This is a genomic window from Williamsia sp. Y721, from assembly GCF_059683565.1.
In genome coordinates this window covers 806856-833062 of sequence record NZ_JCASNH010000004.1, presented here as the reverse complement: position 1 = coordinate 833062, position 26207 = coordinate 806856, and the positions used below count along the sequence as shown (strand labels likewise).

24 protein-coding genes are annotated in these 26207 nt (G+C 64.2%); 13 read left to right on the top strand and 11 right to left on the bottom strand.

Features of this window, described 5'->3' with window-relative positions; genetic code table 11:
• Positions 1 to 104: 104 nt before the first annotated feature.
• Positions 105 to 3932: a multifunctional oxoglutarate decarboxylase/oxoglutarate dehydrogenase thiamine pyrophosphate-binding subunit/dihydrolipoyllysine-residue succinyltransferase subunit gene (locus AC56PL_RS23355; protein ID WP_495517740.1), complete on the top strand. Its 3828-nt coding sequence runs from the start codon at positions 105 to 107 to the stop codon at positions 3930 to 3932.
• A 66-nt stretch (positions 3933 to 3998) separates the two neighbouring features.
• Here AC56PL_RS23355 and AC56PL_RS23350 read toward each other — a convergent pair whose 3' ends face one another.
• Positions 3999 to 4643 carry a TetR family transcriptional regulator gene (locus AC56PL_RS23350; protein WP_495517741.1) on the bottom strand — a complete coding sequence of 215 codons (645 nt, stop codon included), beginning with the start codon at positions 4641 to 4643 and terminating at the stop codon, positions 3999 to 4001.
• A gap of 92 nt (positions 4644 to 4735) precedes the next feature.
• On the opposite strand from AC56PL_RS23350, the gene AC56PL_RS23345 reads away from it, so the two are divergent.
• Genes AC56PL_RS23345 through AC56PL_RS23335 form a run of 3 tightly spaced genes read left to right on the top strand, consistent with a single transcriptional unit; the run spans position 4736 to position 8047 of the window.
• Positions 4736 to 6262, top strand: a complete 1527-nt coding sequence (locus AC56PL_RS23345; RefSeq protein WP_497155277.1) for a flavin-containing monooxygenase — start codon at positions 4736 to 4738, stop codon at positions 6260 to 6262.
• The gene (locus AC56PL_RS23340) at positions 6259 to 7119 is read left to right on the top strand and encodes an SDR family NAD(P)-dependent oxidoreductase (protein ID WP_497155276.1); all 861 of its coding nucleotides are present in this window, start codon (positions 6259 to 6261) and stop codon (positions 7117 to 7119) included. Before AC56PL_RS23345 ends, AC56PL_RS23340 begins: the two co-directional genes overlap by 4 nt.
• 7 nt (positions 7120 to 7126) lie before the next feature.
• On the top strand, positions 7127 to 8047 hold the full coding sequence (locus AC56PL_RS23335) for an alpha/beta hydrolase (RefSeq protein WP_497155275.1): 921 nt from the start codon (positions 7127 to 7129) through the stop codon (positions 8045 to 8047).
• A 9-nt stretch (positions 8048 to 8056) separates the two neighbouring features.
• On the opposite strand, the gene AC56PL_RS23330 is transcribed toward AC56PL_RS23335, so the two are convergent.
• Both AC56PL_RS23330 and AC56PL_RS23325 read right to left on the bottom strand, forming a co-directional pair.
• Complete coding sequence (locus AC56PL_RS23330; RefSeq protein WP_497155274.1) at positions 8057 to 8923, bottom strand: glycine betaine ABC transporter substrate-binding protein; 867 nt, start codon at positions 8921 to 8923, stop codon at positions 8057 to 8059.
• Positions 8924 to 8931: 8 nt separating this feature from the next.
• Positions 8932 to 10125: an NAD(P)-dependent malic enzyme gene (locus tag AC56PL_RS23325; protein WP_497155273.1), complete on the bottom strand. Its 1194-nt coding sequence runs from the start codon at positions 10123 to 10125 to the stop codon at positions 8932 to 8934.
• A 19-nt stretch (positions 10126 to 10144) separates the two neighbouring features.
• Here AC56PL_RS23325 and AC56PL_RS23320 point away from each other — a divergent pair, with 19 nt between their 5' ends.
• Entirely contained in the window at positions 10145 to 10309 is a 165-nt protein-coding gene (locus AC56PL_RS23320; protein ID WP_495517747.1) for a hypothetical protein, read from the top strand.
• 218 nt (positions 10310 to 10527) lie between these two features.
• A complete protein-coding gene (locus tag AC56PL_RS23315) occupies positions 10528 to 11598 on the top strand; it encodes a CorA family divalent cation transporter (RefSeq protein WP_495517748.1) in 1071 nt (356 codons plus the stop codon).
• A 36-nt stretch (positions 11599 to 11634) separates the two neighbouring features.
• Here AC56PL_RS23315 and AC56PL_RS23310 read toward each other — a convergent pair whose 3' ends face one another.
• Positions 11635 to 12165, bottom strand: a complete 531-nt coding sequence (locus AC56PL_RS23310; RefSeq protein WP_497155272.1) for a TetR/AcrR family transcriptional regulator — start codon at positions 12163 to 12165, stop codon at positions 11635 to 11637.
• 44 nt (positions 12166 to 12209) lie between these two features.
• Here AC56PL_RS23310 and AC56PL_RS23305 point away from each other — a divergent pair, with 44 nt between their 5' ends.
• On the top strand, positions 12210 to 13058 hold the full coding sequence (locus tag AC56PL_RS23305; RefSeq protein ID WP_497155271.1) for an LLM class flavin-dependent oxidoreductase: 849 nt from the start codon (positions 12210 to 12212) through the stop codon (positions 13056 to 13058).
• A 10-nt stretch (positions 13059 to 13068) separates the two neighbouring features.
• Here AC56PL_RS23305 and AC56PL_RS23300 read toward each other — a convergent pair whose 3' ends face one another.
• Positions 13069 to 13692 carry a suppressor of fused domain protein gene (locus AC56PL_RS23300; RefSeq protein ID WP_495517751.1) on the bottom strand — a complete coding sequence of 208 codons (624 nt, stop codon included), beginning with the start codon at positions 13690 to 13692 and terminating at the stop codon, positions 13069 to 13071.
• A gap of 175 nt (positions 13693 to 13867) precedes the next feature.
• Here AC56PL_RS23300 and AC56PL_RS23295 point away from each other — a divergent pair, with 175 nt between their 5' ends.
• Complete coding sequence (locus AC56PL_RS23295; RefSeq protein WP_497155320.1) at positions 13868 to 14602, top strand: metallophosphoesterase family protein; 735 nt, start codon at positions 13868 to 13870, stop codon at positions 14600 to 14602.
• Positions 14592 to 15455, top strand: a complete 864-nt coding sequence (locus AC56PL_RS23290; protein ID WP_495517752.1) for a chromosome partitioning protein ParB — start codon at positions 14592 to 14594, stop codon at positions 15453 to 15455. Before AC56PL_RS23295 ends, AC56PL_RS23290 begins: the two co-directional genes overlap by 11 nt.
• 10 nt (positions 15456 to 15465) lie before the next feature.
• On the opposite strand, the gene AC56PL_RS23285 is transcribed toward AC56PL_RS23290, so the two are convergent.
• From AC56PL_RS23285 to AC56PL_RS23260, 6 genes are all read right to left on the bottom strand, one after another.
• Positions 15466 to 16638 (bottom strand): ABC transporter ATP-binding protein, encoded by a 1173-nt coding sequence (locus tag AC56PL_RS23285; RefSeq protein WP_497155270.1) that lies wholly within the window; start codon positions 16636 to 16638, stop codon positions 15466 to 15468.
• Between the two features lie 3 nt (positions 16639 to 16641).
• Positions 16642 to 17472, bottom strand: coding sequence for an ABC transporter permease subunit (locus tag AC56PL_RS23280; RefSeq protein ID WP_495517754.1), 831 nt, complete (start codon positions 17470 to 17472; stop codon positions 16642 to 16644).
• Positions 17473 to 17477: 5 nt separating this feature from the next.
• Positions 17478 to 18425: an ABC transporter permease subunit gene (locus AC56PL_RS23275; RefSeq protein WP_495518391.1), complete on the bottom strand. Its 948-nt coding sequence runs from the start codon at positions 18423 to 18425 to the stop codon at positions 17478 to 17480.
• Entirely contained in the window at positions 18413 to 19927 is a 1515-nt protein-coding gene (locus AC56PL_RS23270) for an extracellular solute-binding protein (protein ID WP_495517755.1), read from the bottom strand. The genes AC56PL_RS23275 and AC56PL_RS23270 overlap by 13 nt, the downstream gene beginning before the upstream one ends.
• Before the next feature lie 266 nt (positions 19928 to 20193).
• Positions 20194 to 20676, bottom strand: a complete 483-nt coding sequence (locus tag AC56PL_RS23265) for a general stress protein (RefSeq protein WP_495517756.1) — start codon at positions 20674 to 20676, stop codon at positions 20194 to 20196.
• A 59-nt stretch (positions 20677 to 20735) separates the two neighbouring features.
• Positions 20736 to 21689 (bottom strand): HpcH/HpaI aldolase/citrate lyase family protein, encoded by a 954-nt coding sequence (locus AC56PL_RS23260; RefSeq protein WP_497155319.1) that lies wholly within the window; start codon positions 21687 to 21689, stop codon positions 20736 to 20738.
• Positions 21690 to 21917: 228 nt separating this feature from the next.
• On the opposite strand from AC56PL_RS23260, the gene AC56PL_RS23255 reads away from it, so the two are divergent.
• The 4 genes from AC56PL_RS23255 (at position 21918) to AC56PL_RS23240 (ending at position 26198) form a co-directional block, all read left to right on the top strand.
• Positions 21918 to 23225 carry a magnesium transporter MgtE N-terminal domain-containing protein gene (locus tag AC56PL_RS23255; protein ID WP_495517757.1) on the top strand — a complete coding sequence of 436 codons (1308 nt, stop codon included), beginning with the start codon at positions 21918 to 21920 and terminating at the stop codon, positions 23223 to 23225.
• Entirely contained in the window at positions 23225 to 23800 is a 576-nt protein-coding gene (locus tag AC56PL_RS23250) for a DUF1003 domain-containing protein (protein ID WP_497155269.1), read from the top strand. The genes AC56PL_RS23255 and AC56PL_RS23250 overlap by 1 nt, the downstream gene beginning before the upstream one ends.
• A gap of 176 nt (positions 23801 to 23976) precedes the next feature.
• Entirely contained in the window at positions 23977 to 24960 is a 984-nt protein-coding gene (locus AC56PL_RS23245; protein WP_497155268.1) for a lytic transglycosylase domain-containing protein, read from the top strand.
• Between the two features lie 77 nt (positions 24961 to 25037).
• Positions 25038 to 26198 (top strand): P-loop NTPase, encoded by a 1161-nt coding sequence (locus tag AC56PL_RS23240; RefSeq protein WP_495517760.1) that lies wholly within the window; start codon positions 25038 to 25040, stop codon positions 26196 to 26198.
• Positions 26199 to 26207: the final 9 nt, after the last annotated feature.

The following is a 26207-nucleotide window of genomic DNA, read 5'->3' as shown; positions in this document are numbered from 1 at the left end:
CCTCGCAGTCCAGTGGGGTCTAACCTTGTTATCTGGGACTTCGCAAACGCACGTAGGTCGGAAACGCACGCCGGCCAATCAACGAATTGAGGCGAGATACTGCCGTGAGCAGCAGTTCGATTTCAGACTTCGGACAGAACGAGTGGCTGGTTGAGGAAATGTACCAGCGCTTCCAAAAAGACCCGACCTCGGTTGATCCGAGCTGGCATGAGTTCTTGACGAACTATGCAGCCGAGGCCAACGGAACAAAGACAAACACCGGTGACACGGCGAAGGCCACGCCCGCCACCGCATCCGACACCTCCGCATCCGAAGGATCGGGCTCGGGTAAGCCGGCAGTCGATTCGACGCCCGCGAGCAAGGCCGCGGCAGGTCAGTCAGAGACCAGCCGCGACGGATCCAACGCCACCACCGCATCTACGGCAAAGGCCACCCCCGCGCCTGCGGCAAAGGCAGACGCGACCAAGGCTCCGGCCAAGGCGAAGTCACCTACGCCAACCAAGGACGCGACCGTCTCGAAGAAGACCACCGCCAAGAAGCCGACCGCCCCGGCCACCACCGAGGTTTCCTCGCAGGTGTTGCGCGGCGCAGCGGCCACCGTTGCCAAGAACATGTCGGCGTCGTTGCAGATCCCGACCGCCACCAGTGTGCGTGCGATTCCGGCGAAGCTGATGATCGACAACCGGACGGTCATCAACAACCATCTCGCCCGTACCCGCGGCGGCAAGATCTCGTTCACCCACATCCTGGGTTACGCGATCGTGCAGGCCATCAAGTCGTTCCCCAACCTGAACCGGCACTTCGCCGAGGTCGACGGCAAGCCGAACATCGTCTCACCCGCGAATACCAACCTCGGCCTGGCCATCGATCTACCCGGCAAGGGCGGGTCGCGCATGCTGGTGGTTGCTGCCATCAAGCGCTGCGAGAACATGAACTTCGCCGAGTTCCATGCCGCGTATGAGGACATCGTCCGCCGCGCCCGCGAAGGCAAACTCGCCGGCGACGACTTCGCCGGAGTGACCATCTCGCTCACCAACCCCGGCACCATCGGCACCGTGCATTCGGTCCCCCGTTTGATGAAGGGCCAGGGCGCCATCATCGGCGCAGGCGCGATGGAGTACCCGGCCGAGTTCCAGGGCGCGAGCGACGAGCGCATCGCCGAGATGGGCGTCGGCAAGCTGATGACGCTCACCTCGACCTACGATCACCGCATCATCCAGGGCGCCGAGTCCGGCGACTTCTTGCGGACGATCCACCAGTTGCTGCTGTCCGACGATTTCTTCGACGAGATCTTCACGACGCTGCACATCCCGTACGAGCCGATCCGGTGGCGTCGCGACATCTCCGAAGGTGAAGTCGACAAGAACGCACGGGTACTGGAACTGATTGCGGCATACCGCAATCGGGGCCACCTGATGGCCGACATCGATCCGCTGATGCTCGATTCGGATGCGCGCGCCTCCCACCCCGACCTGAACGTCCTGACCTACGGCCTGACGCTGTGGGATCTCGATCGCAGCTTCAAGGTCGGCGGATTCCACGGCGAGAACAAGATGAAGCTGCGGGACATCTTGTCGATCCTGCGCGATTCCTACTGCCGCCACGTCGGTGTCGAGTACACGCACATCCTCGAACCCGAACAGCAGCAGTGGCTGCAGGACCGGGTCGAGATCAAGCACGTCAAGCCGCCGGTGGCCGAGCAGAAGTACATCCTGTCGAAGCTCAATGCCGCCGAGGCCTTCGAGACGTTCCTGCAGACCAAGTACGTCGGTCAGAAGCGCTTCTCACTGGAAGGTGCCGAAGCCGTCATCCCGATGATGGACGGTGTCATCGACCAGAGCGCCGAGTACGCACTCGACGAGGTCGTCGTAGGCATGCCGCACCGCGGCCGTCTGAACGTGCTGGCCAACATCGTCGGCAAGCCGTACTCGAAGATCTTCACCGAGTTCGAGGGCAACCTGAATCCGTCACAGGCCCACGGTTCGGGCGACGTGAAGTACCATCTCGGTGCCGAGGGCAAGTACTACCAGATGTTCGGCGACAACGAGATCCTCGTCTCGCTGACCGCCAACCCGTCACATCTCGAGGCCGTCGACCCGGTGCTCGAGGGACTGGTCCGCGCCAAGCAGGACCTGCACAACAAGGGCGGCGAAGAAGAGTTCACCGTTCTGCCCCTGATGCTGCACGGTGATGCCGCGTTCGCAGGCCAGGGTGTGGTCGCCGAGACCCTCAACCTGGCCATGCTCCCCGGGTACCGCACCGGCGGCACGATCCACATCGTGGTCAACAACCAGGTCGGCTTCACCACCGCACCGGAATCGTCGCGTTCGTCGGAGTACTGCACCGACGTCGCGAAGATGATCGGTGCGCCGATCTTCCACGTCAACGGCGACGACCCCGAAGCCTGCGTGTGGGTGGCCAAGCTGGCCGTCGACTACCGGCAGAAGTTCAACAAGGACGTCATCATCGACCTCGTGTGCTACCGCCGCCGCGGTCACAACGAGGGTGACGATCCCTCGATGACCCAACCGGCCATGTACGACGTGATCGACACCAAGCGCAGCGTCCGCAAGAGCTACACCGAAGCCCTCATCGGTCGCGGTGACATCTCGCTCAAAGAGGCCGAAGACGCCCTGCGCGACTACCAGGGTCAGCTCGAACGGGTCTTCAACGAGGTCCGCGAACTCGAGAAGTACCAGGCCACGCCGAGCCCGTCCGTCGAATCCGATCAGGCTCTCCCGGTGAAACTGGAGACCAAGGTCAGCAAAGAGACCGTGGAACGGATCGGCGACGCCTTCGCCAACGTGCCCGAGGGCTTCACCGTCCATCAGCGGGTCCAGCCGGTGCTCAAGAAGCGCCAGGACATGTCGCGCAACGGCAACGTCGACTGGGCGTTCGGCGAACTGCTCGCCTTCGGTTCACTCGTCGAGGAGGGCCGCACGGTCCGCCTCTCGGGCCAGGATTCCCGTCGTGGCACGTTCACCCAGCGGCACTCGGTGCTCATCGACCGGGAGACCGGCGACGAGTACACACCGCTGCGCACGGTCGCCGAGACCAACCCGGACAACCCCGGCCAGTTCCTCGTCTACGACTCCTCGCTGAGTGAGTACGCGGTCGTCGGATTCGAATACGGCTACTCCGTTGGCGATCCCGACGCACTTGTGCTGTGGGAAGCCCAGTTCGGTGACTTCGTGAACGGCGCGCAGTCGATCATCGACGAGTTCATCTCGTCAGGTGAGGCCAAGTGGGGCCAGACCTCCGACGTGGTCCTGCTGCTCCCGCACGGCCACGAGGGTCAGGGTCCCGACCACACCTCGGGCCGCATCGAGCGGTTCCTGCAGTTGTGCGCCGAGGGTTCGATGACCGTCGCACTGCCGTCGACTCCGGCCAGCTACTTCCACCTGTTGCGGCGCCACGTCCTCGACGGGATCAGCAGGCCACTGGTCGTCTTCACCCCGAAGTCGATGCTGCGCAACAAGGCAGCGGTCTCCCCGATCTCCGAGTTCACGGATGGCAAGTTCCGCTCGGTCATCGACGATCCGGCCTTCGACGGCGGCGGCGATCGCAGCAAGGTCGAGCGGGTGTTGCTGGTGTCGGGCAAGCTCTACTACGAGCTGGCCGCACGCAAGGCCAAGGACAATCGCGACGACATCGCGATCGTCCGGATCGAGCAGCTCTACCCGGTTCCGCACAAGCGCCTCAAGAACGCGCTCGAGCAGTACCCGAACATGAAGGAAGTGTTCTGGGTCCAGGAAGAGCCGAAGAACCAGGGTGCGTGGCCGTACTTCGGCCTGACGCTGCCGGAGATGCTGCCTGAGTACTTCAGCGGATTGCGTCGCGTCTCGCGTCGCGCGATGTCCGCACCGTCATCGGGCTCATCGAAGGTCCATGCCGTCGAGCAGCAGGAGATCGTGGATACCGCGTTCGCCTGATCCAACCCCCGATAATGTGCCCTTTTGGCGGCGCCCACCAGGGCTTTCAGTCGCCAGAAGGGCACATTATTGGTATCCGGGGGTGGGTATCTGGGGCTGGTCGCCGACAGTGTCCAGGGTTCCGGCAGTCATCGCCAGAAGCGGCAGGGCTTGCGTGATCAGTTCGATGAGGGTCTCGCGGGTGACCCCGGTGTCATCGAGTAGCCAGCGAACGGTGACCTGTTCACTGAACGTGACCCAGCCGTGCACCGCCAATTCGAGGATCGGTGTGCGCTGCAACTCCAGCAGGTCGGCCAAACCGAGAACACGCTCGGCCATGACCGCACGGGTGTCGTCGGCAACCTTGCGCATCGCCGGATCCGAGGCGCCGACACCTTGCAGGATCGCCAGATAGGCCGACCTGTTCGCCGAGACGTAGTCGATGAACGCGGCGAGGGATGCGCGGGCGATCGCGACAGGATCTCCCAGGCTCAGATCCGGTTCGGTACGTTCGAGCATCCGCTGACTCTGCGTGGTCGTCAGCGCCACCAGGAAATCCTGTTTGGACTCGAAATAGTGGAACAACAGGGCCCGCGAGACGCCGGCGGCCTCGGCCACCTCCTCGACCGACACCTGGTCCAGCGCTCGGTCGGAGAGCATCTGCAATCCGTGTTCGATCAGTTGATCGCGTCGGGCCTGCGGACTCATTCGGGTGCGGCGGGCGGTGGTCATGAGTCCTCATCTTACTGACTTATCGTCAATAAGCGCCATCATCTGGCCCCGTCCCTATTGACACTTGGTCAGTAGTGGGTAAGTTCGTACCCATGAACGTTGTAAAGATCGCCATCATCGGCGCGGGCTTCTCCGGACTCGGCGCCGCGATCAAGCTGCGGCAACAGGGTATCGACGACTTCGTGATCCTCGATCGCGGAAGCAATTTCGGCGGCACCTGGCGCGACAACACCTACCCCGGTGCCGCCTGCGATGTGCCCTCACACCTCTACTCGTACTCGTTTGCACTCAATCCGACGTGGAGCCGCTCGTTCTCCCGGCAGCCCGAGATCCACCGCTACATCAACGCGGTCGCAGCCGAACACAACCTGGAACCGAACACGCATTGGAACACCGAGGTCACCAGCATCACCTGGGACGAGCCGGCCGGCCAGTGGGCCATCACCACCTCCTCCGGTGAATACCGCGCGACGTTTGTGATCGCCGGCGTCGGACCGCTCTGCGAACCCAAACTCCCAGACATCAAGGGCATCGCCGACTTCACCGGCGAGGTCTTCCACTCCGCGCAGTGGAACCACGATTACGACCTCGCGGGCAAACGGGTCGCGGTCATCGGTACCGGCGCCTCGGCCATCCAGATCATTCCGGAATTGGCCAAGGAGGTCGGCCGACTCGACGTCTACCAACGCACCGCGCCATGGGTGCTGCCGCGCGCAGATCGCCCGTACTCGGGCGCCGAGAACTGGGCGTTCAAGCACATTCCCGGGTTCCAGAAGGCCGCCCGGGGCGGCATCTACGCCTCGCACGAGCTGGTCTCCTTCGGCCTGACACATGCCCCCAACGTGCTCGCCCCTGCCAAGATCATCGGCAAGCGGAACATCGCGCGCGGGATCTCCGACCGAAAATTACGCGCCGCGGTGACGCCGAACTGGAAGGTCGGATGCAAGCGCATCCTGCTGTCGAACACCTATTACCCGGCGCTGGGCCAGAAGAACGTCGACCTGGTCACCGACCCGATCAAAGAGGTCACCGCCACCGGGATCATCACCGCCGACGGGGTCGCCAGGGACGTCGACGCGATTGTCGTCGCGACCGGCTTCCATGTCACGGACTCCCCCGCCTTCGAGCACATCATCGGCAAGGACGGCGCCAGCCTCACCGAGGTCTGGGATGCGACCGGGATGAATGCGTACAAGGGCACCACCGTGCACGGGTTCCCCAACCTGTTCTTGATGGTGGGTCCCTCGACGGGCCTGGGCCACACCTCGATGGTCTACATGATCGAGTCGCAGCTGAACTATCTCGTCGACTACCTCAAGCTGCAACGCAAGTACGACATCGCCCGCGTCGAGGTCCGATCCGATGTACAGCACGACTACAACGTCGGCATCCAGAAGAACCTGAAGTCCAGCGTCTGGGAGACCGGCGGTTGCGCCAGTTGGTACAAGGACGCCTTCGGCAACATCACCACGCTGTGGCCGGGATTCACGTTCAACTACCGCCGCATCACGCGTAAGTTCGATCTGGCCGCATACGACACTTCCAGTGTCCCCACCGGGGCTCACACCGGTGCAGTGGCCGAACCCTCCCGACCCGCAACAGAAACGGTGACATCGTGAAGGACTTCAAAGGCAAGGTTGCCGTGGTGACCGGGGCCGGATCAGGCATGGGCCGAGACCTGGCGCTGCAACTGGCGGCCAAGGGCGCGCTCGTGGCGATCAGCGACGTCAACCCGTCCGGACTCGATGAGACCGAACGGCTCCTGAAAGCTCGCGGCGCGCAGGTTCATTCACAGCTGCTCAATGTCGCCGAACGTGAGGCCGTCCTCGAATACGCCGATACCGTCGCGGCGCATTTCGGCAAGGTCAACCTGGTCATCAACAACGCTGGCATCGCCCATCACGGCGAAGTGGAGATCACCGAGTTCAAGCAGTACGAACGCGTGATGGACATCGACTTCTGGGGCGTGGTCAACGGCACCAAGGCGTTCCTACCCCACCTCATCGCGTCGGGCGACGGCCACATCGTGAACACCTCGTCATTGTTCGGGATCCTGGCGATGCCGGGCCAAAGCGCCTACAACGCAGCAAAGTTCGCGGTTCGCGGATTCACCGAGTCGCTCTACCAAGAAATGCGGATCGCCGGGCATCCGGTGCAGGTCACGTGCGTACATCCCGGCGGCATCAAAACCGCCATCGCGCGCAACTCGACGGTGTCCGAGGGTCACGATCAGCGCACTGCCGCCGAGTTCTTCGACAAGAAGTTGGCCCGGACCACCTCACCGCGCGCCGCCGAGATCATCATCGCCGCGATCGAGAAGAACCGTCCCCGCGTGCTGGTCGGTGCCGATGCGAAAATCATCGACGTCCTGGTCCGTACCGGCGGTTCACTGTACGAAGTGGTGATCTCCAAGTTCGCAGGCCGGGTTGCACCGAAGCCGGAAAAGGTCCCGCACGACCCGTCGTCGGTGCTGTGATCGAGCGATGAGTCCTTCTCTGGCCCTGTCGATTCCACTCAGCGAACGTCTGTTCAAACCCGTCTTCCGACTTGCCTTGAATGCACGGTTGACGCCCACCGTTCAACGACGGATGCTCGATGCCAGCGCATTGCTGATACCGCCGGTCGCCGATCAGGTGATCCGCAAGATCGTTCTGGGCGGCCTGCCTGCCGAGCGGATCACCGTCGGGCCAACCCAGCACGCCCAGGCGATCCTCTACCTCCACGGCGGGGCCTACGTCACCGGCTCGCCGAGGTCCCATCGCGGCCTGACAACCAGTTTGGCGGCAGCTGTCCGGGCCGAGGTCTATGTCCTCGACTACCGCCTGGCGCCGGAACATCCGTGCCCGGCAGCAGTCGACGACGCGGTGGCTGCATTCCGCGATCTGGTGACGCGCGGATACGAACCCGAGTCCATCGCCATCGCAGGCGACTCCGCAGGCGGCGGATTGAGCGTGGCGACCGCACGAGTGCTGATCGACGAGCACGGACTGCGTCCGGCCGCGCTGGGATTGATCTCGCCGTGGGTTGATCCCGCGGCACGGCAGGCCGACAACGGCACCGACATCGTCGTCAATGCCGCCTGGGCCAACCGAAGCGCCGAAATGTACCTCGGCGACGGCGATCCCGCCGATCCCAGGTATGCACCGGCGCGCGGCGACCTCACGCAGCTACCGCCGACGCTGATCCAGGTCGGCAGGCCGGAGATGTTGCTGCAGCAGGTCACCGAGTTCGCCGCCGATCTCGAGGCCGCCGGCGTCGATACAACGCTGAGCGATCTGGGCCGGCTCTGGCACGTCGGTCACGTGGCCGCGCCCCTGATGCCCGCTGCCGCAGCAGCCGTCGCCGACCTCGGCGACTTCCTGGCCAGGCACCTGACCCGGACCAGTGCGGACGTCGAGATATAGCGGTCGGGGTCAGCTACTGTGTTCGGCCAGCCAGCGACCGGCGACAGCCGACACCTCGGCGCCGCCGTCGACCTGCTCCGCCATCGTGGTGAGGTCGGCGGTGGTCAGGTCTCCGGCAACCTTGTTCATCGCGCGGAACAGGTCGCGGTCCAGGGCCGCGGTCCGGAAGACCGGCACCAGATCCTGGGCGCGCAACGTGTCGGTGGTATCGGCCAGAGCCTGCAGCCCGGAATCGTCGCCGACGACGCCCAGCGCCGAGAACAGTCCCGCCGCCCGGCCTGCCGCGACCTCCGCGATCGCCGCCTCCACACCGAGCACCACCGGTGATGCGAAAGCACAACCGGCACTGCCCAACTCGGTCAGCGTGACCGGGTCGGGCTCCGTGACGACCACCAGCGGCAGACCGGCCGGGAGCCGACCACAATCGGAGAGTTCGTCGACGTCGGCCGTGGTGGCCAGTTCCGACGAGACGTACACGAGCGTCTTGTCCTGCACCGACGTCGCATCACCCACCGAAACACCCTGCGGTAGTGCCTGATTCAACTCGTTGTAAACGTCTTCGGTACTGCGACCGGTGGCACCGGGATTGAGTTGGCCGAGCAACTCCCCCGACCAGGCCGGCATCAGGTCGACCGAACGCTCGTCCATCCCGGCCAACAGCTCGGCGTAATCACCCACCGGATGATCGTCGGAGACGTCGGCGCCCGCGTTCTGCAGAGCCCCGGCATAGATGGCGGTCACCACGCGGCTCGGCGTGTCCGGGGTCGACCCGGTGACCAAAGGCTGCGCCGTCGGGCCGGGTTCTGAACATCCCGCGAGGATCAACGCACCTACCAGCACCAACGCCGGCAACATCCGCCGAACCCTGCGGTTCATGAGAGCACTCACTCAGCGGCGACCCGGGCAACTGCGGCGGCGACTGCCGGTGCGACCCGTGGATCCAGCGGGCTGGGCACGATCATCTGCACCGACAGATCGTCGCCGAGCACCTCGACGATCGCGTCGGCGGCAGCGAGTTTCATCGCCTCGGTGATACGCCGGGCACCGGCATCGAGCGCACCCCGGAACACGCCGGGGAACGCAAGCACGTTGTTGATCTGGTTGGGGAAGTCGCTGCGACCGGTGGCCACCACCGCCGCATATTTCGCCGCGATCTCGGGATGGACCTCGGGATCGGGGTTCGACAGGGCGAAGATGATCGCGTCGGAGTTCATGGTGGCCAGCGCGGCTTCGGGCACCTTGCCCGCGCTGACGCCCACGAAGACATCGGCACCGACCAACGCATCCGACAACGATCCGGTGCGCCGATCCGGATTGGTACGCGAGGCCAGCTCGGCCTTCACGTCGTTGAGGTCGGTGCGTCCGGCGTGCACGATGCCCTTGCTGTCGATCACGGTGACGTCGGCGATGCCGTCGGCCAGCAGTATGTTGGTGCAGGCCACACCGGCAGCACCGGCACCGGAGATCACGATCTTCAGCGAGCCACGGGGCTTGCCGAGCAGCTTGGTCGCAGCCTTGAGCGCGGCCAGGACCACAATCGCGGTGCCGTGCTGATCGTCGTGCATCACCGGGCAGTCGAGAGCCTCGATGACCCGCTTCTCGATCTCGAAGCAGCGGGGCGCAGAGATGTCCTCGAGGTTCACCGCGCCGAATGAATGCCGCAACCGAACCAGGGTTTCGACGATTTCGTCGGGATCGTTCGTGCTCAGCACCAGCGGGATCGAATCGAGGCCTGCGAAGTTCTTGAACAGGGCAGACTTGCCCTCCATCACGGGCAACGAGGCCAGCGGGCCGATGTCACCGAGCCCGAGTACGGCGCTGCCGTCACTGACCACCGCCACCAGGCGGTTGGTCCAGGTGTACCGGCGCGCCAGTTCGGGGTCGGCCGCAATCGCACGGGATACCTCGGCGACGCCGGGTGTGTACGCAATGGACAACGCCTTCTTCGAATCGAGAGGTGCGGTGATGTTCACCGACAATTTGCCGCCTTCATGGCCGGCAAAGATCTCCTCGCGGGTGATCGTTGTTGCTGCACTGTCATCATTTACGGGCGATTCGACGCCCCGGGGCTCGGTCACGGCGACAACGCTACTTCAGATGACCGGGCTCACACCCCAGGACCTCCGGATCGTGAGCATCAGGCAACATTTCGATCGATTCAAGTCACCGGCCTGCGACGATGAGGTCGCGCACGGAATCCGGCGAGCCGCGGGTCCCGAGCGGCACCGGCGCCTGCCAGCCGGCATCGTCGGCGAACGATGACCGACCGGTGAGTGCAACGGCGACACCTGTCCGGACGGATCCGCGATCGCCACGAGCGTATTCGGCATCGCCAGGTGGAGCGTGGTGTCGAAGCCCGGGGCCCACAGTCTCTGACCTGATTCGTAACCCTTGGCCGGTGGCGATGCCCGGTGGTGTGGAGGGCGTACGATCTTCGGGGGGTCGAATCGGGTTCGACACCAGCAACGAAGGAGGCTGTCATGCCCTCGCGGCCACATCTTCGCCCCGGCGTCGTCGAACCGAAAGTCTCGGCGCCGGTGCCGATTCCACCATCTCGCGCGGTCGTCGACTGCGCGGTGTACGTGGACGGTCACCGCCTGCCCGGTATGCGCACCTTCTCCGGCGCCCTCAAAGAGGTCCGGACAACCGGTCGAGGCTATGTCTGGGTCGGCCTGCACGCTCCCGACAACCGCCAGATGGAAAGTGTTGCAGAGGCTTTCGGGCTTCACGAACTCGTTGTGGAAGATGCGGTCCTGGCGCACCAGCGCCCCAAACTGGAGCAGTACGACAACATCCTGTTCCTGGTGCTCAAAACCGTGAAATATCTTGAACACGAAACACTTCAGGTCTCCAACGAAGTCGTCGAAACGGGCGAGATCATGGTGATATCGGGCCCCGACTTCGTCATCACGGTCCGCCACGGCGATCACACCGGATTGGCTGGGGTCCGCAAACATCTCGAAGCGCGTCCCGAACTGCTCGTACTGGGACCCAGCGCGGTGATGCACGCGGTGGCCGACCACGTGATCGACACCTATATCGACGTCACGGCACGCATCGAGGTTGACGTCGACGCCATGGAAGAGACCATCTTCTCGCCCGGCCGCCGGGTCGAGATCGAACCGGTGTATCTCCTCAAGCGGGAGGTGATGGAACTGCGGCGGGCGGTCGATCCACTCGACGTGGCACTGCGCCGCCTGACCGGCTCCGAGGACAAGCTGGTGCCCAAGGAAGTGCGCCGATACTTCCGCGATGTCCAAGACCACCACAGCAGTGTCAACGAACAGATCGCCAGCTACGACGAGGTGCTGACGTCGCTCATCGATGCGGCCGGGGCCAAGGTCGGCATCCAGCAGAACACCGACATGCGCAAGATATCGGCCTGGGTTGCGATCGCATCGGTGCCGACGATGGTCGCAGGTATCTACGGGATGAACTTCGAGAACATCCCCGAGCTGCAGTGGAAATACAGTTACTTCATCGTGCTGGCCTTCCTCGTCGGCGTCTGCACCGCCCTATGGCGCACATTCCGCAGAAATCATTGGCTCTGACCACATCTGACGCATGAGCCGCGCTGGCCTGCTTCCTCAGTTGCCGAGCCCGGCGACCTGACGCAGCTGGGCGAGAAACGACACACCGTTGTCGTCGGAGGGAAAAAGGTAGTGGCAAATCGCGATACGCGCAATCGCGCCTGCGATCGTGGCACCACCGGGGCCAGGGAACTCCGGTGCAATCCATTGCTGCACAACAGGTAACACCCGTTCGATCTCACCCAACTCATGCTCGGGCTCGATGAGGATGAGATTTCGGAGCGGATAGGAGTTGTGGGACTCGACCATGTACCGCAACAGCGCCTCGAGTCGTTCGCGGCCGCTCAATCCGTCCACCGCGGCCGCCACCGCCGCACGTACCCGCTCCTGCTCGTGCTGACCGAGCGCATCGAGCAACGCTTCCTTCGACGGGAAGTACCGGTAGAGGGTGGGCCGCGACACCTTCGCAGCCGCCGCGACCTCGGACATGTTCAACCGGCTCGGGCCCATCCGGGCAAGCACCGTCGCCGTCGCCCGGAGGATCCGCGCCCGGCTCGAGTCGCTGTCGCCGCGCCCATCAATCGTCACATACACACTTTACAAGAAGTGGAATATCTGTAACATTCTGGCCCATGCCTCCCACATCCGGACAGCTCCCTCCGATGAAGTTCGGTTACTACACACCGAACTTCGACTTCTGCGGCGACGCCCGGGTCCTCGCCGGCCTGGCAGCGGACGCCGAAGCGGCCGGATGGGACGGTTTCTTCCTCTGGGACCATCTGCAGTTCACCGAACCCGTTGTCGACCCGTGGATCGCGCTCGCCGCGATGGCATTGCGGACCGAACGGATCCGCCTCGGCACGCTCGTCACCCCGGTCCCCCGACGACATCTTGGCAAACTGGCTCGCGAGATCATCACCCTCGACCATCTCTCCGGCGGACGCCTGACCCTGGGGGTCGGTGCCGGATACCCGCATCTCCCCGACTACGCCGCATTCGGCGACGGCAGCGACCCCAGGCAGCGGGCGGCAGCGCTCGACGAAGGTCTCGACGTCCTGGCTCAGCTGCTCAGCGGACAACCGGTGAACCACCACGGCGACCACCACGACATCGAATGCGCCGCATTCACACCGACAGTGCAGCAACCGCGGGTACCGATCTGGGTTGCTGCGTCGTGGCCCGCACGCAGCCCGCTCCGGCGCGCGGCCCGGTGGGACGGATTGGTCACCGCCGGTACGTACGGACTCGATGTCGCCCCGGAGGATGTCCGCAGCGCGGTCGACTACGTCGCCACCCATCGCACCGACGAGGGACCCCTCGACGTCATCAGATTCGGCACCACCGAGGGTCCGTCGGACAACGCCGTTGTCTCCGCGTGCCATACCGCCGGTGCAACCTGGTGGATCGAATCGAGCTTCACCGCGGGCGCTGATCTCGAGGCCACCCGCCACCGGATCGCGCAGGGACCGCCCCGCCTCTGAACAGTCGGCCTCAGCCGATGGTGGCACCCGCGCGGACCGGATCGCGGACGTCGATACCCGCTTCGGTCCAGGCGCTGCGCAGGGCGTCGAGACCTTTCAATCGCACCCAGGCGGCCTCGTTGGCAGTGATCGGGATGGCCCGGAAGAACATCACGTCTTCGAGGTCGCCGGGCAGCGGGCACGGCGCGACGACGTCGGCCTCCAACACCACGGCCGTGCAGTTCGAACCCTCCCAGAGCGGCTCGCCGAGGTCGATCAAACCGTCGGCGGTGAGCACAAGACCCTCGACCGCCGGTGCTGCCGCCAGCATCGCGACGCTGCGGTGGAGCCCTGGCAGCGGCGCCGAAGCGTACATGCGGACCACGATCTCCCCACGGGGCCCAACGGTGGGATCGACCAGCATCTGATCCGGTTCCCCCATCGGATGGCGGCTGCAACCCAGCGAGACGTAGGCGACCTCGACACCCCCGTCCCGAGCGCCCCCGGCTGCAGCAGGACTGCCGGTGAATCGCAGTACGTCAATCGATTCCAGACCCAAGAAGGTCACCGATGCCCGCTGGGGCTCGGAACCGGAGAATGCCTGCTGAAGGTGCGCCGACACCCGTTCGATCACCGACGATTCTGAATCATTCATTGCACTGCCCAGTAAAACACCACCATCTTCGGTATCCCGACGGCCCCACGAGGCTAGGGTCGGTGAGATGGCTGAAGGCGACGAAGTGGCTGGGTCCGGCGAAGTGGCCAGGGTGAGTGAAGTGGCCGGGTCCGGCGAAGTGGCTGAGTCCGGCGAAGTGGCTAGGGTCGGTGAAGTGGTACGTGTGCTCGCGGTCTCGGACGAAGTCGTCGACAGCCTCCAACATGGGGCGGCCGACGAACTCGCGCCTGACCTCATCATCGGTGCAGGCGACCTGCCCTTCGACTATCTCGAAAAGCTGATGATCCGGTTCGAGGCGCCCTGCGTCTTCGTGCCCGGTAACCACGACCGCGACCTGAGCGGTTACAAACGCACACGGAGCGGCTGGACCCGAGCCGGACTACCGACCACAGACCCCGGTCCGCAGGGCGCGGTGAACGCCGACGGCCGGATCGTAACGGTCGCAGGACTGCGGATCGCCGGGCTCGGTGGCAGCATCCGCTACAGCGACGGACCCAACCAGTACCGCGAGGCCGCTGCACGTCAACGCGCCAACCGGCTTGCGCTGCAACGGTTCCGCTACCTTCTCACCCCCGGATCAGGTGGCGTCGACATCCTGCTGACCCACAGCCCGGCCCGCGGTATCGGGGATGCCGAGGACGGACCCCATCGCGGTTTCCGTTGCTACCTCCCACTGATCTATCGCCTGCGCCCACGACTGTTGGTACACGGACACATCCATCCCCACGGTCAGACGCCGATGGACCACACGATCTTGCACAAGAAACGAAGGCCTGGTGGGTCGCTGCGTTCGAGCACGATTTCCATGAACACCGTCGGATACAGCGTCTTCGACATCGAACCGGGCGGCGGCGAGATCACGGTCCAACGGAGGCGACATGGCTCGTGACACCGGGTTTCCCGGCCCCGACGCAGAAAACGACTTCAGCAGGCAACGTCGAAAAGCCGAACTGTCCCGGCTGTCGGCCTGGCTGACCCGCCAGCCTGCCGACGTCAACACGATATTGCCGTTCGACGAAGTTGTTGCCGCACTGGGCAAGACCGGTGAAACCTACCTCGGCCTTGTCGCCGTGGACGTCTCCACGATCGTCGGAAGCGTCGACCGTACCCGCGACTTCGATCGGTACTTCCGGCCGACGTCGGCCCGGATCCGGGAACGGTGGCAACGGCTCGCCGCCGCCCAACGGCGAGGTGAATCCGTGCCACCGGTCCAGCTCTACCGCATCGGCAAGATGCATTTTGTCATCGACGGTCATCATCGCGTCTCGATCGCGATCGCCCGGAAATTCAAAACGATCGACGCCTACGTCACTGAGATCCACACCCGGATATCCCCCGAGGGCATCAATGCCCGCTCCGACCTGATCATGAAGGATCACCGTCGGCTCTTCTTGTCCCGCGTCCCGTTGGAAGGCAAACAGCGCGAGGCGATCTCATTCGACGACCCCTTCGACTACGCCGAACTGGCCGAGAACGTCGAAGCATGGGGTTTTCGACTCAGTCAGGAAACGGGTACGTTCCTGCGGCGGGCCGAGGTTGCGCGCCGCTGGTTCGGAGAAGAGTTCCTACCGGTCGTCAGGATGGCACGGCGTGCTGACGTGCTGCCCGACATCGACAGCGACGCAGAACTGTACCTGTGGCTGGCGTGTGAGCGTTACCGCCTGGTGCGCAGACACGTGTGGGATGAGGAGATCATCGACGAACTCCTCACCCACTCGCGCCGTCGCCGCAAACTTCCCTGACCGCCTGGGCCTACAGGCTGAGGTTCGCGCCGCTGTGCTGGTCGAACACGAGGACCTTCGAGGTGTCGTAGAACAGTTCGGCCTGCTGCCCCTTGGCGATCGGCGACTCGGGTGAAAGCCGCGCGATCAACTGACCGCTGCCCATCTCCTGACCGGCATCGGCCGCGATCTCGGCCAGCGCGGCAGATGATGCCTGTCCGCCCTCGATGTTGAAGTACGCGTAGTTGTCCGAACCCATCGACTCGAGCACCGAGATCTTCGCGTCGAATGTCGCACCTCGCGACTTCGTAATCGCATCAACCAGATTCGCGTCCTCGAAATGTTCGGGCCGGATACCGATGAGCACCTCACCGTTGCTCTTGACGTGTTTGGCGTTGTCGAGGACCTTGCCCACGTCGACGGGTACGACCTCACCGATCGCGGTCTCGACGCCGGTCTGGGTCAATCGTCCGGGCAGGAAGTTCATCGACGGCGACCCGATGAATCCGGCCACGAACAGATTCGCCGGCAAATTGTAGAGCTCGGCAGGTGTCCCGATCTGCTGGACATTGCCCGCACGCAGCACCACGACCCGGTCGCCGAGAGTCATGGCCTCGGTCTGGTCGTGGGTCACGTACACCGTCGTGGTGCCCAGACGCTGCTGGAGAACCGCGATCTCGGTCCGCATCTGCACGCGCAGCTTCGCGTCGAGGTTCGACAACGGCTCGTCCATCAGGAAGGCCTTGGGAGAACGGACAATAGCCCGGCCCATCGCCACGCGCTGGCGTTGACCACCGGACAGGTTCGACGGCTTGCGGTCCATGTACTGGCCGAGGTCGAGGATGCGCGCAGCTTCGTCGACCTTCTCCGTCACCTCGGCCTTGGACAACTTTGCCAGGGTCAAGGGGAAGGCGATGTTCTGACGCACCGTCATGTGCGGATAGAGCGCGTAGGACTGGAACACCATGGCGATGTCGCGGTCCTTGGGCGCCTTCTCGTTGACCCGCTCGCCTGCGATGCGCAATTCCCCCGAAGAGATGTCCTCGAGGCCGGCGATCATGTTGAGCGTTGTCGACTTTCCGCAGCCGGAAGGGCCGACCAGGATGATGAACTCGCCGTCGGCGATGTTGATGTTCACATCGTTGACGGCCAGCGAACCGTCCGGGTACTTCTTGGTCACCTGGTCCAGCACGATATCGGCCATTGGTTATCCCTTCACAGCGCCGGAGGTCAGACCGGCAACGATTCGACGTTGGAACAGAAGGACAAAGATGATGATCGGGATCGTGATGACCACGGCCGCCGCCGCGATCGATCCCGTGGGTTCTTCGAATTGGCTGCTGCCGGTGAAGTTCGCGATCGCCACCGGAGCCGTGATCGATCTCTCTGTCGATGTCAACGAGATCGCCAGCAACAGATCGTTCCAGGCGAAGATGAAGACCAGGATCGCCGCGGTGACGATGCCCGGCGCGGCCAGAGGTGCGATGACCTTACGAAATGCCTGTGCCGGAGTGGCGCCGTCCATCTTCGCGGCCTTCTCCAGCTCCCAGGGAATTTCCCGGAAGAACGCCGACAACGTGTAGATCGCCAGTGGCAACGCAAAGGTGATGTACGGCAGGATCAAACCGGCCCAGGTGTCGAACAGTCCGAGGCGGCGTTCGATGTTGAACAACGGTGTCACCAGCGAGATCTGCGGGAACATCGCGATCAGCAGTGCCGCACCCACCAACGCCTTCTTGCCCGGGAAGTCCAGACGTGCAATGGCATAGGCGGCCATCGTGCCCAGTGCCACGGCGATCACCGTGGTGATCAACCCGATTCCGATCGAGTTGCGCAGCGCCGAGGTGAACGCACTGGTCTCGAAGATGCTGGTGTAGTTGTCCCACGTCCATTCGGTCGGGATGAAGTTGCCATCCTTCACCGAACCCGGTGGTTTGAACGACAGACTCATGATCCACAGGACCGGAATCAACGCGTAGACCAGCACGAGCAGGTTGACAACCGACCATCCGATACGGCGTCCCATCACATTGTTCATCGGTGCTACCGCCCCTCGTTGTCAGAGCCGGGCGCCGAGGCCCCGAACAACTTGATGAAGATGAAGGCGATGATCGCCACGCACAGGAAGATCAACACACTGATCGCGGAGCCGACTCCCAGGTTGAAGGCCTTGAACAGGTTGTCGTAGCCCAACATCGAGACCGAATAGGTGTTGTTGCTGCCTCTGGTCAGGATGTAGATGTTGTCGAACACGCGGAAGGCATCGAGCGTACGGAACAGCAGTGCCACCAGGATCGCGGGCTTCATCAGCGGAAGAATGATCCGCCACAACCGAGTCCAGGCACCGGCACCGTCCATCTGTGCTGCCTTGAGCAGGTCGTCCGGAACCAGCGCCAGTCCGGCCAGGAGCAGCAACGCCATGAAAGGTGTTGTCTTCCAGACCTCGGCGAGGATGATGATCGCCAGCGAGGGCCACTGCTCGGTGAGCGGGGCACTATCCTCCGGGAGAAGGTTGGCCAGGTAGCCCGTGCCCGGCGTCCAGGCGTAGTACCAGGAGAACGCCGCGACCACGGTCACGATGCCGTACGGGATCAAGACCACCGTGCGGATCGCGCCCCTGGCAAACAGGGTGCGGTGCATGACAAGTGCGATCGCCATGCCGAGAACCAACTCGATGACGACCGACACCACGGTGATGAACAGCGTGATGCTCAGTGCCGTCCACCAGTAGCTGTCGGTCAGAACCGTGCCGTAGTTGGAGAACCAGATGAACTCGTCCTGACCGGGCGCCGACAGGCTCGCCTTCTGCAGACTGAGCCAGAAGGCGTACACGATCGGATAGCCGGTGACGAGGATCATCATGATCACCGCCGGGGTGATCAGCCAGAGGCCCAGCCGCCGCTCGGCCCGCTTGCCCTCACTCAGTGCGGGCTTCTTCTTTTTCTTGCTCGGTGCGGATTCTCTGTCCAGCGTTGCGGTCATGGGATCAATCCCTCCCCTTTGATGGCCTTGTCGACCTGCTCGGCGAGTATGTCGACCATCGGTTCCGGATCCCAGGAGCCGACCGGACTGAGCTTCGCGGTGATCAGCGTCGAAATCGCCTGGTAGTCAGGCGAGGCCGGCCGCAGCGCGGCAGAACCGGTCTCCAGTTGCGCCTTGATCGCGTCGCCCATCGGGTAGGCGGCCTGGAAGTCGGGGTCGCTGTAGATGGACTCGATCGTGGGAGGCGTACCACCGCTGATCGAGTACAGCTTCTGTGACTGTTCGTCGGTCAGGCATTCAGCGGCCTTGAACGCCAACTCCTTTTGTTGCGAGGTATCGGCGACCGCGATGTTGACACCACCGAGTGTCACCCGCGACGGCTTGTCGGCTTCCACCCCGGGGTACCTGGTGAAGTCGAACTTGGTCTGCACCAGATCGTTGGCAGGCGCCAGGTCCGCATCGGCAGGCGGGTTGTCCGGGTCGGAGAACATCGGACCGAACTGCTGCTGCACCTCCTTGAGGAACGCGACGTCACCGGCCGCGGAGTTCGACCGCATCGACGGGAACACGAACGGCCAGTTGACCTCGAAGGTGGCCAGGCCGCTTTCCATCCCGAGCCGCGCCGACGACTCATCACTGTTGGTGATCGAGGGATCTCGGCCCGGCGCGGTGGCAACTGCTTTCAGCGTCTGCAGCGCCTTCAGCGTCGCGGCCCGGTGCTCGGGGGTGTCGTTGAGGGTCTGCTTGTCCGGGTTCTCCGGGTCGAGTACCTGTCCGCCTGCACTGACGAGAACCGAGTTGAACCACACCATCAGGCCCTCGTATTGCTTGCCCTGCACCATGATGTAGCTCGGTCCGCCTGCCTTGCGGATCTCTTCGTTCTCGACCAGCATCTGGTCCCACGTGGTGGGTGGGGTGGTCCGGTTCAGGTATTGCTGGAGAACGTCTTTCCGGTACCAGAGCAGCTGGGTGTTGGTCCAGGTGGGAATCGCGTAGAGACGCTTCTCGTTGTCGTCGTCGGTCTTCCACAGCGCGGTCTCGACCGGCCCACCGAGCGTGGTCTCGGTGATCTTGGCTGCCAGGTCATCCGGGACCGGTTCGATCCAGCCCGCATCGGCGAACTCAGCGGTCCACACCACATCCATGCCCATGAGGTCGAGGCCCTTGTCGTTGCCTGCGAGCCTGCGCGCCAACTGCAACCGCTGGTCGTCGGCGGCTTTCGGAAGGGCGAACGTCTTTATCTTGTATTCGCCATTGGAATTCGCGGTGCAGGTCGCGGCGGCCTCTTCGATGAATGAGGCACCATCCGCCGGTGCGTATATGTTGATCGTTCCCGCCGTGTAACCAGAACCGCAGGCACTGATCACCGGGAGCGCCACAGCGATTGCAGCGCACGACAATCCGAATTTCTTGAGTCCGCCGTATTTCTTCGGCCCCGAATCCTGGGACGCCGCTCCGTCAAAACCTGTGGACAATTCCCCGTCCACGGGGCGATCGCCTGTGCGCTTCACGCAGCCTCCTCGATGCGTCGGAGGTGCGCGCGGTCTTCCAAGCACACCTGAATGCCCAGCACTTACGTTATAGGCGTCAAATAGTGACGCGCAGCACTATGGACATAGTTGTACTAAGAAGTCATCACAGAGGGCAAGGCAACGCCATTCCGGGCGTGTCGCAGCGCCTTCGGCGTATCACGGTGGGGCCGCAGGCGTGTCGCGGCGCGCCGGTCGAAGTGTCGCGGCGCGCCGGTGGAGGTGTCGGGCTGCCTGCCGTATCGGGGTCAGGGCTGCAGGCGGGTCAACATGTCGCGGGCCCGTTCGGCGCTCTTCGGATCGCACAACACGTCATAGCGACCCGCGACCAACTGCATCGTGGACGCGAAATCCCGTTGTCCCCTGGTGGCCGCGTACGGGATCGATGTCGACACCACGCCGAAGATGACGCCGCCGACGAGGCCAATTATCAACGGCATCAACGGGTCTTCGACAACGATCCCCACCAGCAGACCGAAGAACAGACCCAGCCAGGCGCCGGAGACGATCCCACCGCCGATCACCTTGCCCCAGGTCAGTCGCCCCAGCACCCGTTCGACCTGCATGAGGTCCACACCGACGATGGTGACGTCCTGCACCTCGAAGTTCTCGTCGGCCAGGAAGTCGACTGCGCGTTGTGCTTCCGCGTAGGTCGTGTACGAACCGATCGGCCACCCCTTGGGCGGTGTGGGCAGGCCTGGTCGTGGGTTTGGTCGCATCGGATTACTCATCGTCACCGTGTCCTCGGGTTAGCTGCTCGGGTCTCGTGCTCGTCGGGCCGAGTACTGCTTCAGTCCTTCGTGGACGCTTCGGCCGGTGTCCGGGTCATGCCCGCGGCCCGCCCCTTGGCGGCGATCACCTCGGCCATCTTCCGGCTCGCCTCGTCTATCATCTCACCTTCGAAACGGACCGCACCGCGCTCGCCGCCTTCGGCCGACGTCGCATGCGCGTACGCGTCGAGGAGGTTCTCAGCGGTGTCGTAGTCGGATTGACGTGGCCTGAAGACCTCGTTGGCGATGTCGATCTGACTCGGATGAACCACCCACTTGCCGTCGTAGCCGAGCGCCGCCGACGCCTCGGCGACCGCCCGGAACCCCTGCGCATCATCAATTTTCAGGTAGGGACCGTCGATGGCCGTCAGACCGTGTGCACGAGCGGCAACCAGGATGGTCATCAACACGTGATGGTGCGCGTCGCCATGGACGTAGCCCTGCGGTTGCTCTCCGACCGCCATACCGCGCATACCCAAGCTGGCCATCATGTCGGCGGGACCGAGCACCAATGAACGCAATCGGTCACTCGCCGAGGCGATTTCGTTGATGGCAGCCAGACCCTGGGCATTCTCGATCTGCGCCTGCACGCCGATCTGGCCGACTGGCAGCCCCGAATTGATCTCGAGCTGGCGCAGCACCATGTCCAGTGCGGTCACCTGCGCGGCCGACGTCACCTTGGGAAGCAATATCGAATCCAGATGTGCACCGGCACCCCGCACCACGGTCACCACGTCATCGAGGGTCCACGGCGTGGTCCAGTCGTTGACCCGGACGACCCGGGCCTGCCCGGCCCAATCAACAGCCGCGAGCGCGGTGACGACCGCGGCCCGACCGGCCGCCTTCGCTCCGGGGGCCACTGCATCCTCGAGGTCGAGGAATATCTCGTCGGCAGGCAGGCCGCGGGCTTTCTCCAGCATCCGCGAACTGCTGGCGGGTACGGCGAGAATGGACCGGCGAGCGGCGGCGTGCATGTGACTCCTCGTGACGATGGTGTGGCGTTCGGTCATCTACTTGCGACAAGTACTCGGCAGGATCACACCCGGGTGTTCGAACCGGCTGCTCGATGCGAACAAATCCGATTCTGCCCGTATTTGATTCTGACCATGTCTGATTCTGCCCGGCCCTGATATTCGCGATGGACGTGGCCGTACCGATGGCGCTGCCAAGCAGGGCGAAGGTGCCCAACTACCCTTACAGCCATGGCAGCGGTGAGCAAGGCATTCGTGGCCAGGCTGGCCGGTCTGGCGGTGATCGGACCAGATGGCGAATCCATCGGTCGGGTCCGCGACGTGGTGGTCTCGATCAGGTTCGGCACCGGGCAACCCCGCGTTCTGGGTCTGGCAGTCGAGTTGACCACCCGGCGTCGCATTTTCGTACCGATGCCGCGGGTCACCGCCATCGAACCCAACTCCGTGACACTCAACACCGGAACCGTGAGCCTGCGCCGGCTCATCATCCGTCCGGGCGAAGCGCTCGTCCTCGGTCAGATCGTCGAATCGCGTGTCCGCGTTGATGATCCAGATCTCGAGCACCTGCACGGCGAAGACCTGACGGTCGTCGACCTGGCGATCGAGCGACGACGCACCCGGGACTGGGTGATCTCCCGGGTGGCCGTCCGTGGCGCCCGCACCCGACTCGGCCGACGCGGTGAGACGCATGTGGTCGAGTGGAACCACGTGCTCGGCCTGACACAGAGCGCACTGGCGTTGCCCGGGCAGGGCGTGGCCCAGATCCTGTCGCAGTTCGAGGGCATGCGGGCCGCCGATGTTGCCCACGCGCTGCGCGAACTGCCCGCCAAACGGCGACTGGAGATCGCTTCGGCCCTGGACGACGAGCGACTGGCCGACGTCGTCCAGGAACTCCCCTCGGACGACCAGACCGAATTGCTCAGCCACATGAAGGTCGAACGCGCCGCCGACGTCCTCGAGGCCATGGACCCCGACGACGCGGCCGATCTGCTCGGTGAACTCCCCGACATCGAGGCCGAGGCGTTGCTGCAGTTGATGGATCCCCAGGAGTCCGAGCCGGTGCGCCGGCTCATGCGGCACTCGCCCGACACCGCAGGCGGCATGATGACCACCGAACCACTGGTGGTCACCGCCTCGACGACAATCGCCGAGGCCCTGGCCCGGGCCCGGGACCCCGATCTCACACCCGCTTCGGCGTCCCTCACATTTGTGGTGCGGCCACCGACCTCCACACCGACCGGCAAATACCTCGGCTGTGTCCACATCCAGGCCCTGTTGCGGGAACCGCCGGCAAATCTCGTCGGCGGCATCCTCGACGACCGGCTCCCCTGCCTCGGATCCGAGGATTCCCTGGAGAGGGTGACCCGCTATTTCGCCACCTACAACCTCGTCTGCGGACCGGTTCTCGACAGCGACGGACACCTCATCGGGGCGGTGACGGTGGACGATCTCCTCGATCATCTACTGCCCGAGGACTGGCGCGAGACCGAGGCCGATGACGAGCTCGACGACGACGCCACCACCGAAAGGATGCGGTGATGAGTTCAAATGGGTCCGAGTCGCGCGTGAAAGACCGTGCAGAAAAACAGAGTGCGCGTTCGGCACGACGCCTGGACACTCCCGGCGAACGGCGCCGGTGGAGTCTCAATCTCGATTCGGACGTGGTCGGCGTCTACAGCGAACGCGTCGCGCGTTTTCTTGGCACCGGGCGCTATCTGGCCATCCAGACGATTCTCGTCATCGTCTGGATCTTCCTGAATCTCGCGGTCGTCACGCTGCAGTGGGATCCGTACCCGTTCATCCTGCTCAACCTGGCGTTCTCCACCCAGGCCGCCTATGCCGCACCGCTGATCCTGTTGGCCCAGAACCGCCAGGAGAACCGGGACAAGGTCTCGCTCGAGGAAGACCGGGTGCGCGCCGAGCAGACCAAGGCCGACACCGAATTCCTGGCACGGGAGCTGGCCGCGGTCCGGCTCGCGGTCGGCGACACCGTCACCCGCGACTATCTGCGCCGCGAGCTGGACGATCTGCTGACCGAATTGTCCGAGCGGATTCTCGGCGACCAGGCCAAGGCCGAGGAGTCCACGAAACCAGGTGCCTCGCATTCCGATTGATGCCCCCGACGCGGGCACACCCGTCGCAGGATCGCCAATCGTTGCTTATCTGTGACTAATCCATTTCTCCATGCACGCTGGTAACAAAAATGTATCGTGGGTCACATTCGCCCGGGCCATTCCGGGCGTCGGGGAGATGAACCAGGAGCGCTCGCGTGCGGTGGTGTCGAGTTCAGATGCTGACCGGTTGTGCGGTCATCGGTGTCGGGGTATTGGCTGCGGTCACCTCGAGTGCACAAATCGGTCCGGCGCCGGAGCTGACCGCCAACACCGAGGTGGACGACGTCGTCGTCGCAGCACCCGAGATCCTGCCCGCGACGGCTCGCCCCGAGCTCGCCTTCACGCCGCCGCCGCCGCGCGAGGTCCCCTCGGTACCCGCCGCGACCGTATCCCAGCGCGTGCCCGCGACATTGCTCCCGGCCGGACCGCTCGGGATCCCGGGGATCGTCCTGCACGCCTATAAACTCGCCGAACAACGCGTCGGCGCCGAGACCCCGCAGTGCAAACTGCCGTGGTTCCTGCTCGCAGCGATCGGCCGGATCGAATCCGGGCATGCCGGGGGCGGCAACGTCGACAGTTCCGGCACCACGCTCACCACGATCGCCGGGCCCGTGCTCAACGGCACGGTGGCAGGCAATGCCGTGATCACCGACACCGACGGCGGTCGCCTGGACGGCGACCTCAAACACGACCGGGCGATGGGTCCGATGCAGTTCATCCCATCGACCTGGGCCGCGTGGGGTTCCGATGCCAACGGCGACGGCATCGTGAATCCGAACAACATCTTCGACGCCACCTACTCCGCAGGCCGGTATCTCTGTTCCGGGGTCTCCGACATCATGTCGGAGAAGGTCCGGGTCGGCGCGGTTCTGCGGTACAACAATTCGATGGAGTACGTGGCCAACGTCCTGGCCTGGGCCACCGGTTACGCCACCAACGCCGCACCCACCGAAACCGGCCCACTCCCGGATCCGCGACCGTCGAGCCCGAGTTCGTCGTCCTCCTCGTCTTCCTCGTCCTCCAGCAGCACCAGTCCGTCGAGCAGCCCGGGTGAGAGTTCTTCGTCGAGCTCGTCACCGTCACCCACACCGGGGCCCTGCGTGATCGTCTGCCTCCCACCGGAAGTGCAGTCACTACTGCCGACACTGCCACCGCGGTGAACCGATCCGACCCGCCAGGGCCTTCTCGACCCGGCCGAATCCGGCGAGTTTCGGTGCGCGCGTAAACTGATCGCCTGATGACACAAGCAACATTGCCGACCGAGTCAGCCATTCGCGCAGCTCTGGCCAAAGTGAACGATCCCGAGATCGGTAAACCCATCACCGACCTCGGCATGGTGAAGTCGATTTCGATCGCCGACGACGCAAACGTGGCCATCGAGATCTACCTGACCACGTCCGCCTGTCCGTTACGCACCGAGATCACGCAGCGTGTGAGTACCGCCGCCGCCGACGTCCCCGGTGTGGGAACGGTGTCCGTCGAACTCGACGTGATGAACGACGAACAGCGCACCGAACTGCGCAAGAACCTGCGTGGTGACCGCGCCGAGCCGATCATCCCGTTCGCCCAGCCCGGTTCGCTGACGCGCGTGTACGCAGTGGCGTCCGGTAAGGGCGGCGTCGGCAAATCCAGCATCACCGTCAATCTCGCTGCGGCACTGGCCGAACGTGGATTGAAAGTCGGAGTGCTCGACGCCGACATCTACGGCCACTCGGTGCCCCGCATGCTGGGCAACGACGCCAAGCCGACGCAGGTCGAGAAGATGATCATGCCGCCGATCAGCCACAACGTGAAGTTCATCTCGATTGCCCAGTTCACCAGCGGCAACACCCCCGTCGTCTGGCGCGGGCCGATGCTGCACCGGGCATTGCAGCAGTTCCTGGCCGACGTGTTCTGGGGTGACCTCGACATCCTGCTGCTCGACCTTCCGCCTGGCACCGGCGACGTGGCGATCTCGGTGGCACAGCTGATCCCGGGCGCCGAGATCCTGGTGGTCACCACACCGCAACAGGCAGCTGCCGAAGTTGCCGAGCGCGCCGGTGCCATCGCACTTCAGACCCGCCAGAAGATCTTGGGTGTGGTGGAGAACATGTCGTGGATGGAGCTTCCCGACGGAACCCGGATGGAGCCGTTCGGTTCCGGTGGCGGCGCCAAGGTCGCCGAGCGACTCACTGTCGCAGTCGGCGCCGAAGTGCCCTTGCTTGGCCAGATTCCGCTCGATCCCGCACTGCGCGAAGGCGGCGACGACGGTATGCCACTGGTGCTCTCGGCCCCGGATTCCGCTGCCGGCGCCGCCCTTCGAGCGGTGGCCGACAAACTGGCCGTCCGCAAACGCGGTCTGGCCGGTATGAACCTCGGTATCGACACGGCCCGCAGCGCAGCCAAACCGCTGCTCTGATCAGGACTC

What these genes read in the sequence shown, in the direction of transcription:
- AC56PL_RS23350 (WP_495517741.1), bottom strand. Translation starts at nt 4,643, where the DNA reads ATGACCACCGCCCGCCGCACCCGAATGAGTCCGCAGGCCCGACGCGAT.
- AC56PL_RS23345 (WP_497155277.1), top strand. Translation starts at nt 4,736, where the DNA reads ATGAACGTTGTAAAGATCGCCATCATCGGCGCGGGCTTCTCCGGACTC.
- AC56PL_RS23335 (WP_497155275.1), top strand. Translation starts at nt 7,127, where the DNA reads ATGAGTCCTTCTCTGGCCCTGTCGATTCCACTCAGCGAACGTCTGTTC.
- AC56PL_RS23330 (WP_497155274.1), bottom strand. Translation starts at nt 8,923, where the DNA reads ATGAACCGCAGGGTTCGGCGGATGTTGCCGGCGTTGGTGCTGGTAGGT.
- AC56PL_RS23320 (WP_495517747.1), top strand. Translation starts at nt 10,145, where the DNA reads ATGACCGGGCTCACACCCCAGGACCTCCGGATCGTGAGCATCAGGCAA.
- AC56PL_RS23315 (WP_495517748.1), top strand. Translation starts at nt 10,528, where the DNA reads ATGCCCTCGCGGCCACATCTTCGCCCCGGCGTCGTCGAACCGAAAGTC.
- AC56PL_RS23305 (WP_497155271.1), top strand. Translation starts at nt 12,210, where the DNA reads ATGCCTCCCACATCCGGACAGCTCCCTCCGATGAAGTTCGGTTACTAC.
- AC56PL_RS23300 (WP_495517751.1), bottom strand. Translation starts at nt 13,692, where the DNA reads ATGAATGATTCAGAATCGTCGGTGATCGAACGGGTGTCGGCGCACCTT.
- AC56PL_RS23290 (WP_495517752.1), top strand. Translation starts at nt 14,592, where the DNA reads ATGGCTCGTGACACCGGGTTTCCCGGCCCCGACGCAGAAAACGACTTC.
- AC56PL_RS23285 (WP_497155270.1), bottom strand. Translation starts at nt 16,638, where the DNA reads ATGGCCGATATCGTGCTGGACCAGGTGACCAAGAAGTACCCGGACGGT.
- AC56PL_RS23280 (WP_495517754.1), bottom strand. Translation starts at nt 17,472, where the DNA reads ATGAACAATGTGATGGGACGCCGTATCGGATGGTCGGTTGTCAACCTG.
- AC56PL_RS23265 (WP_495517756.1), bottom strand. Translation starts at nt 20,676, where the DNA reads ATGAGTAATCCGATGCGACCAAACCCACGACCAGGCCTGCCCACACCG.
- AC56PL_RS23260 (WP_497155319.1), bottom strand. Translation starts at nt 21,689, where the DNA reads ATGCACGCCGCCGCTCGCCGGTCCATTCTCGCCGTACCCGCCAGCAGT.
- AC56PL_RS23255 (WP_495517757.1), top strand. Translation starts at nt 21,918, where the DNA reads ATGGCAGCGGTGAGCAAGGCATTCGTGGCCAGGCTGGCCGGTCTGGCG.
- AC56PL_RS23250 (WP_497155269.1), top strand. Translation starts at nt 23,225, where the DNA reads ATGAGTTCAAATGGGTCCGAGTCGCGCGTGAAAGACCGTGCAGAAAAA.
- AC56PL_RS23245 (WP_497155268.1), top strand. Translation starts at nt 23,977, where the DNA reads ATGCTGACCGGTTGTGCGGTCATCGGTGTCGGGGTATTGGCTGCGGTC.
- AC56PL_RS23240 (WP_495517760.1), top strand. Translation starts at nt 25,038, where the DNA reads ATGACACAAGCAACATTGCCGACCGAGTCAGCCATTCGCGCAGCTCTG.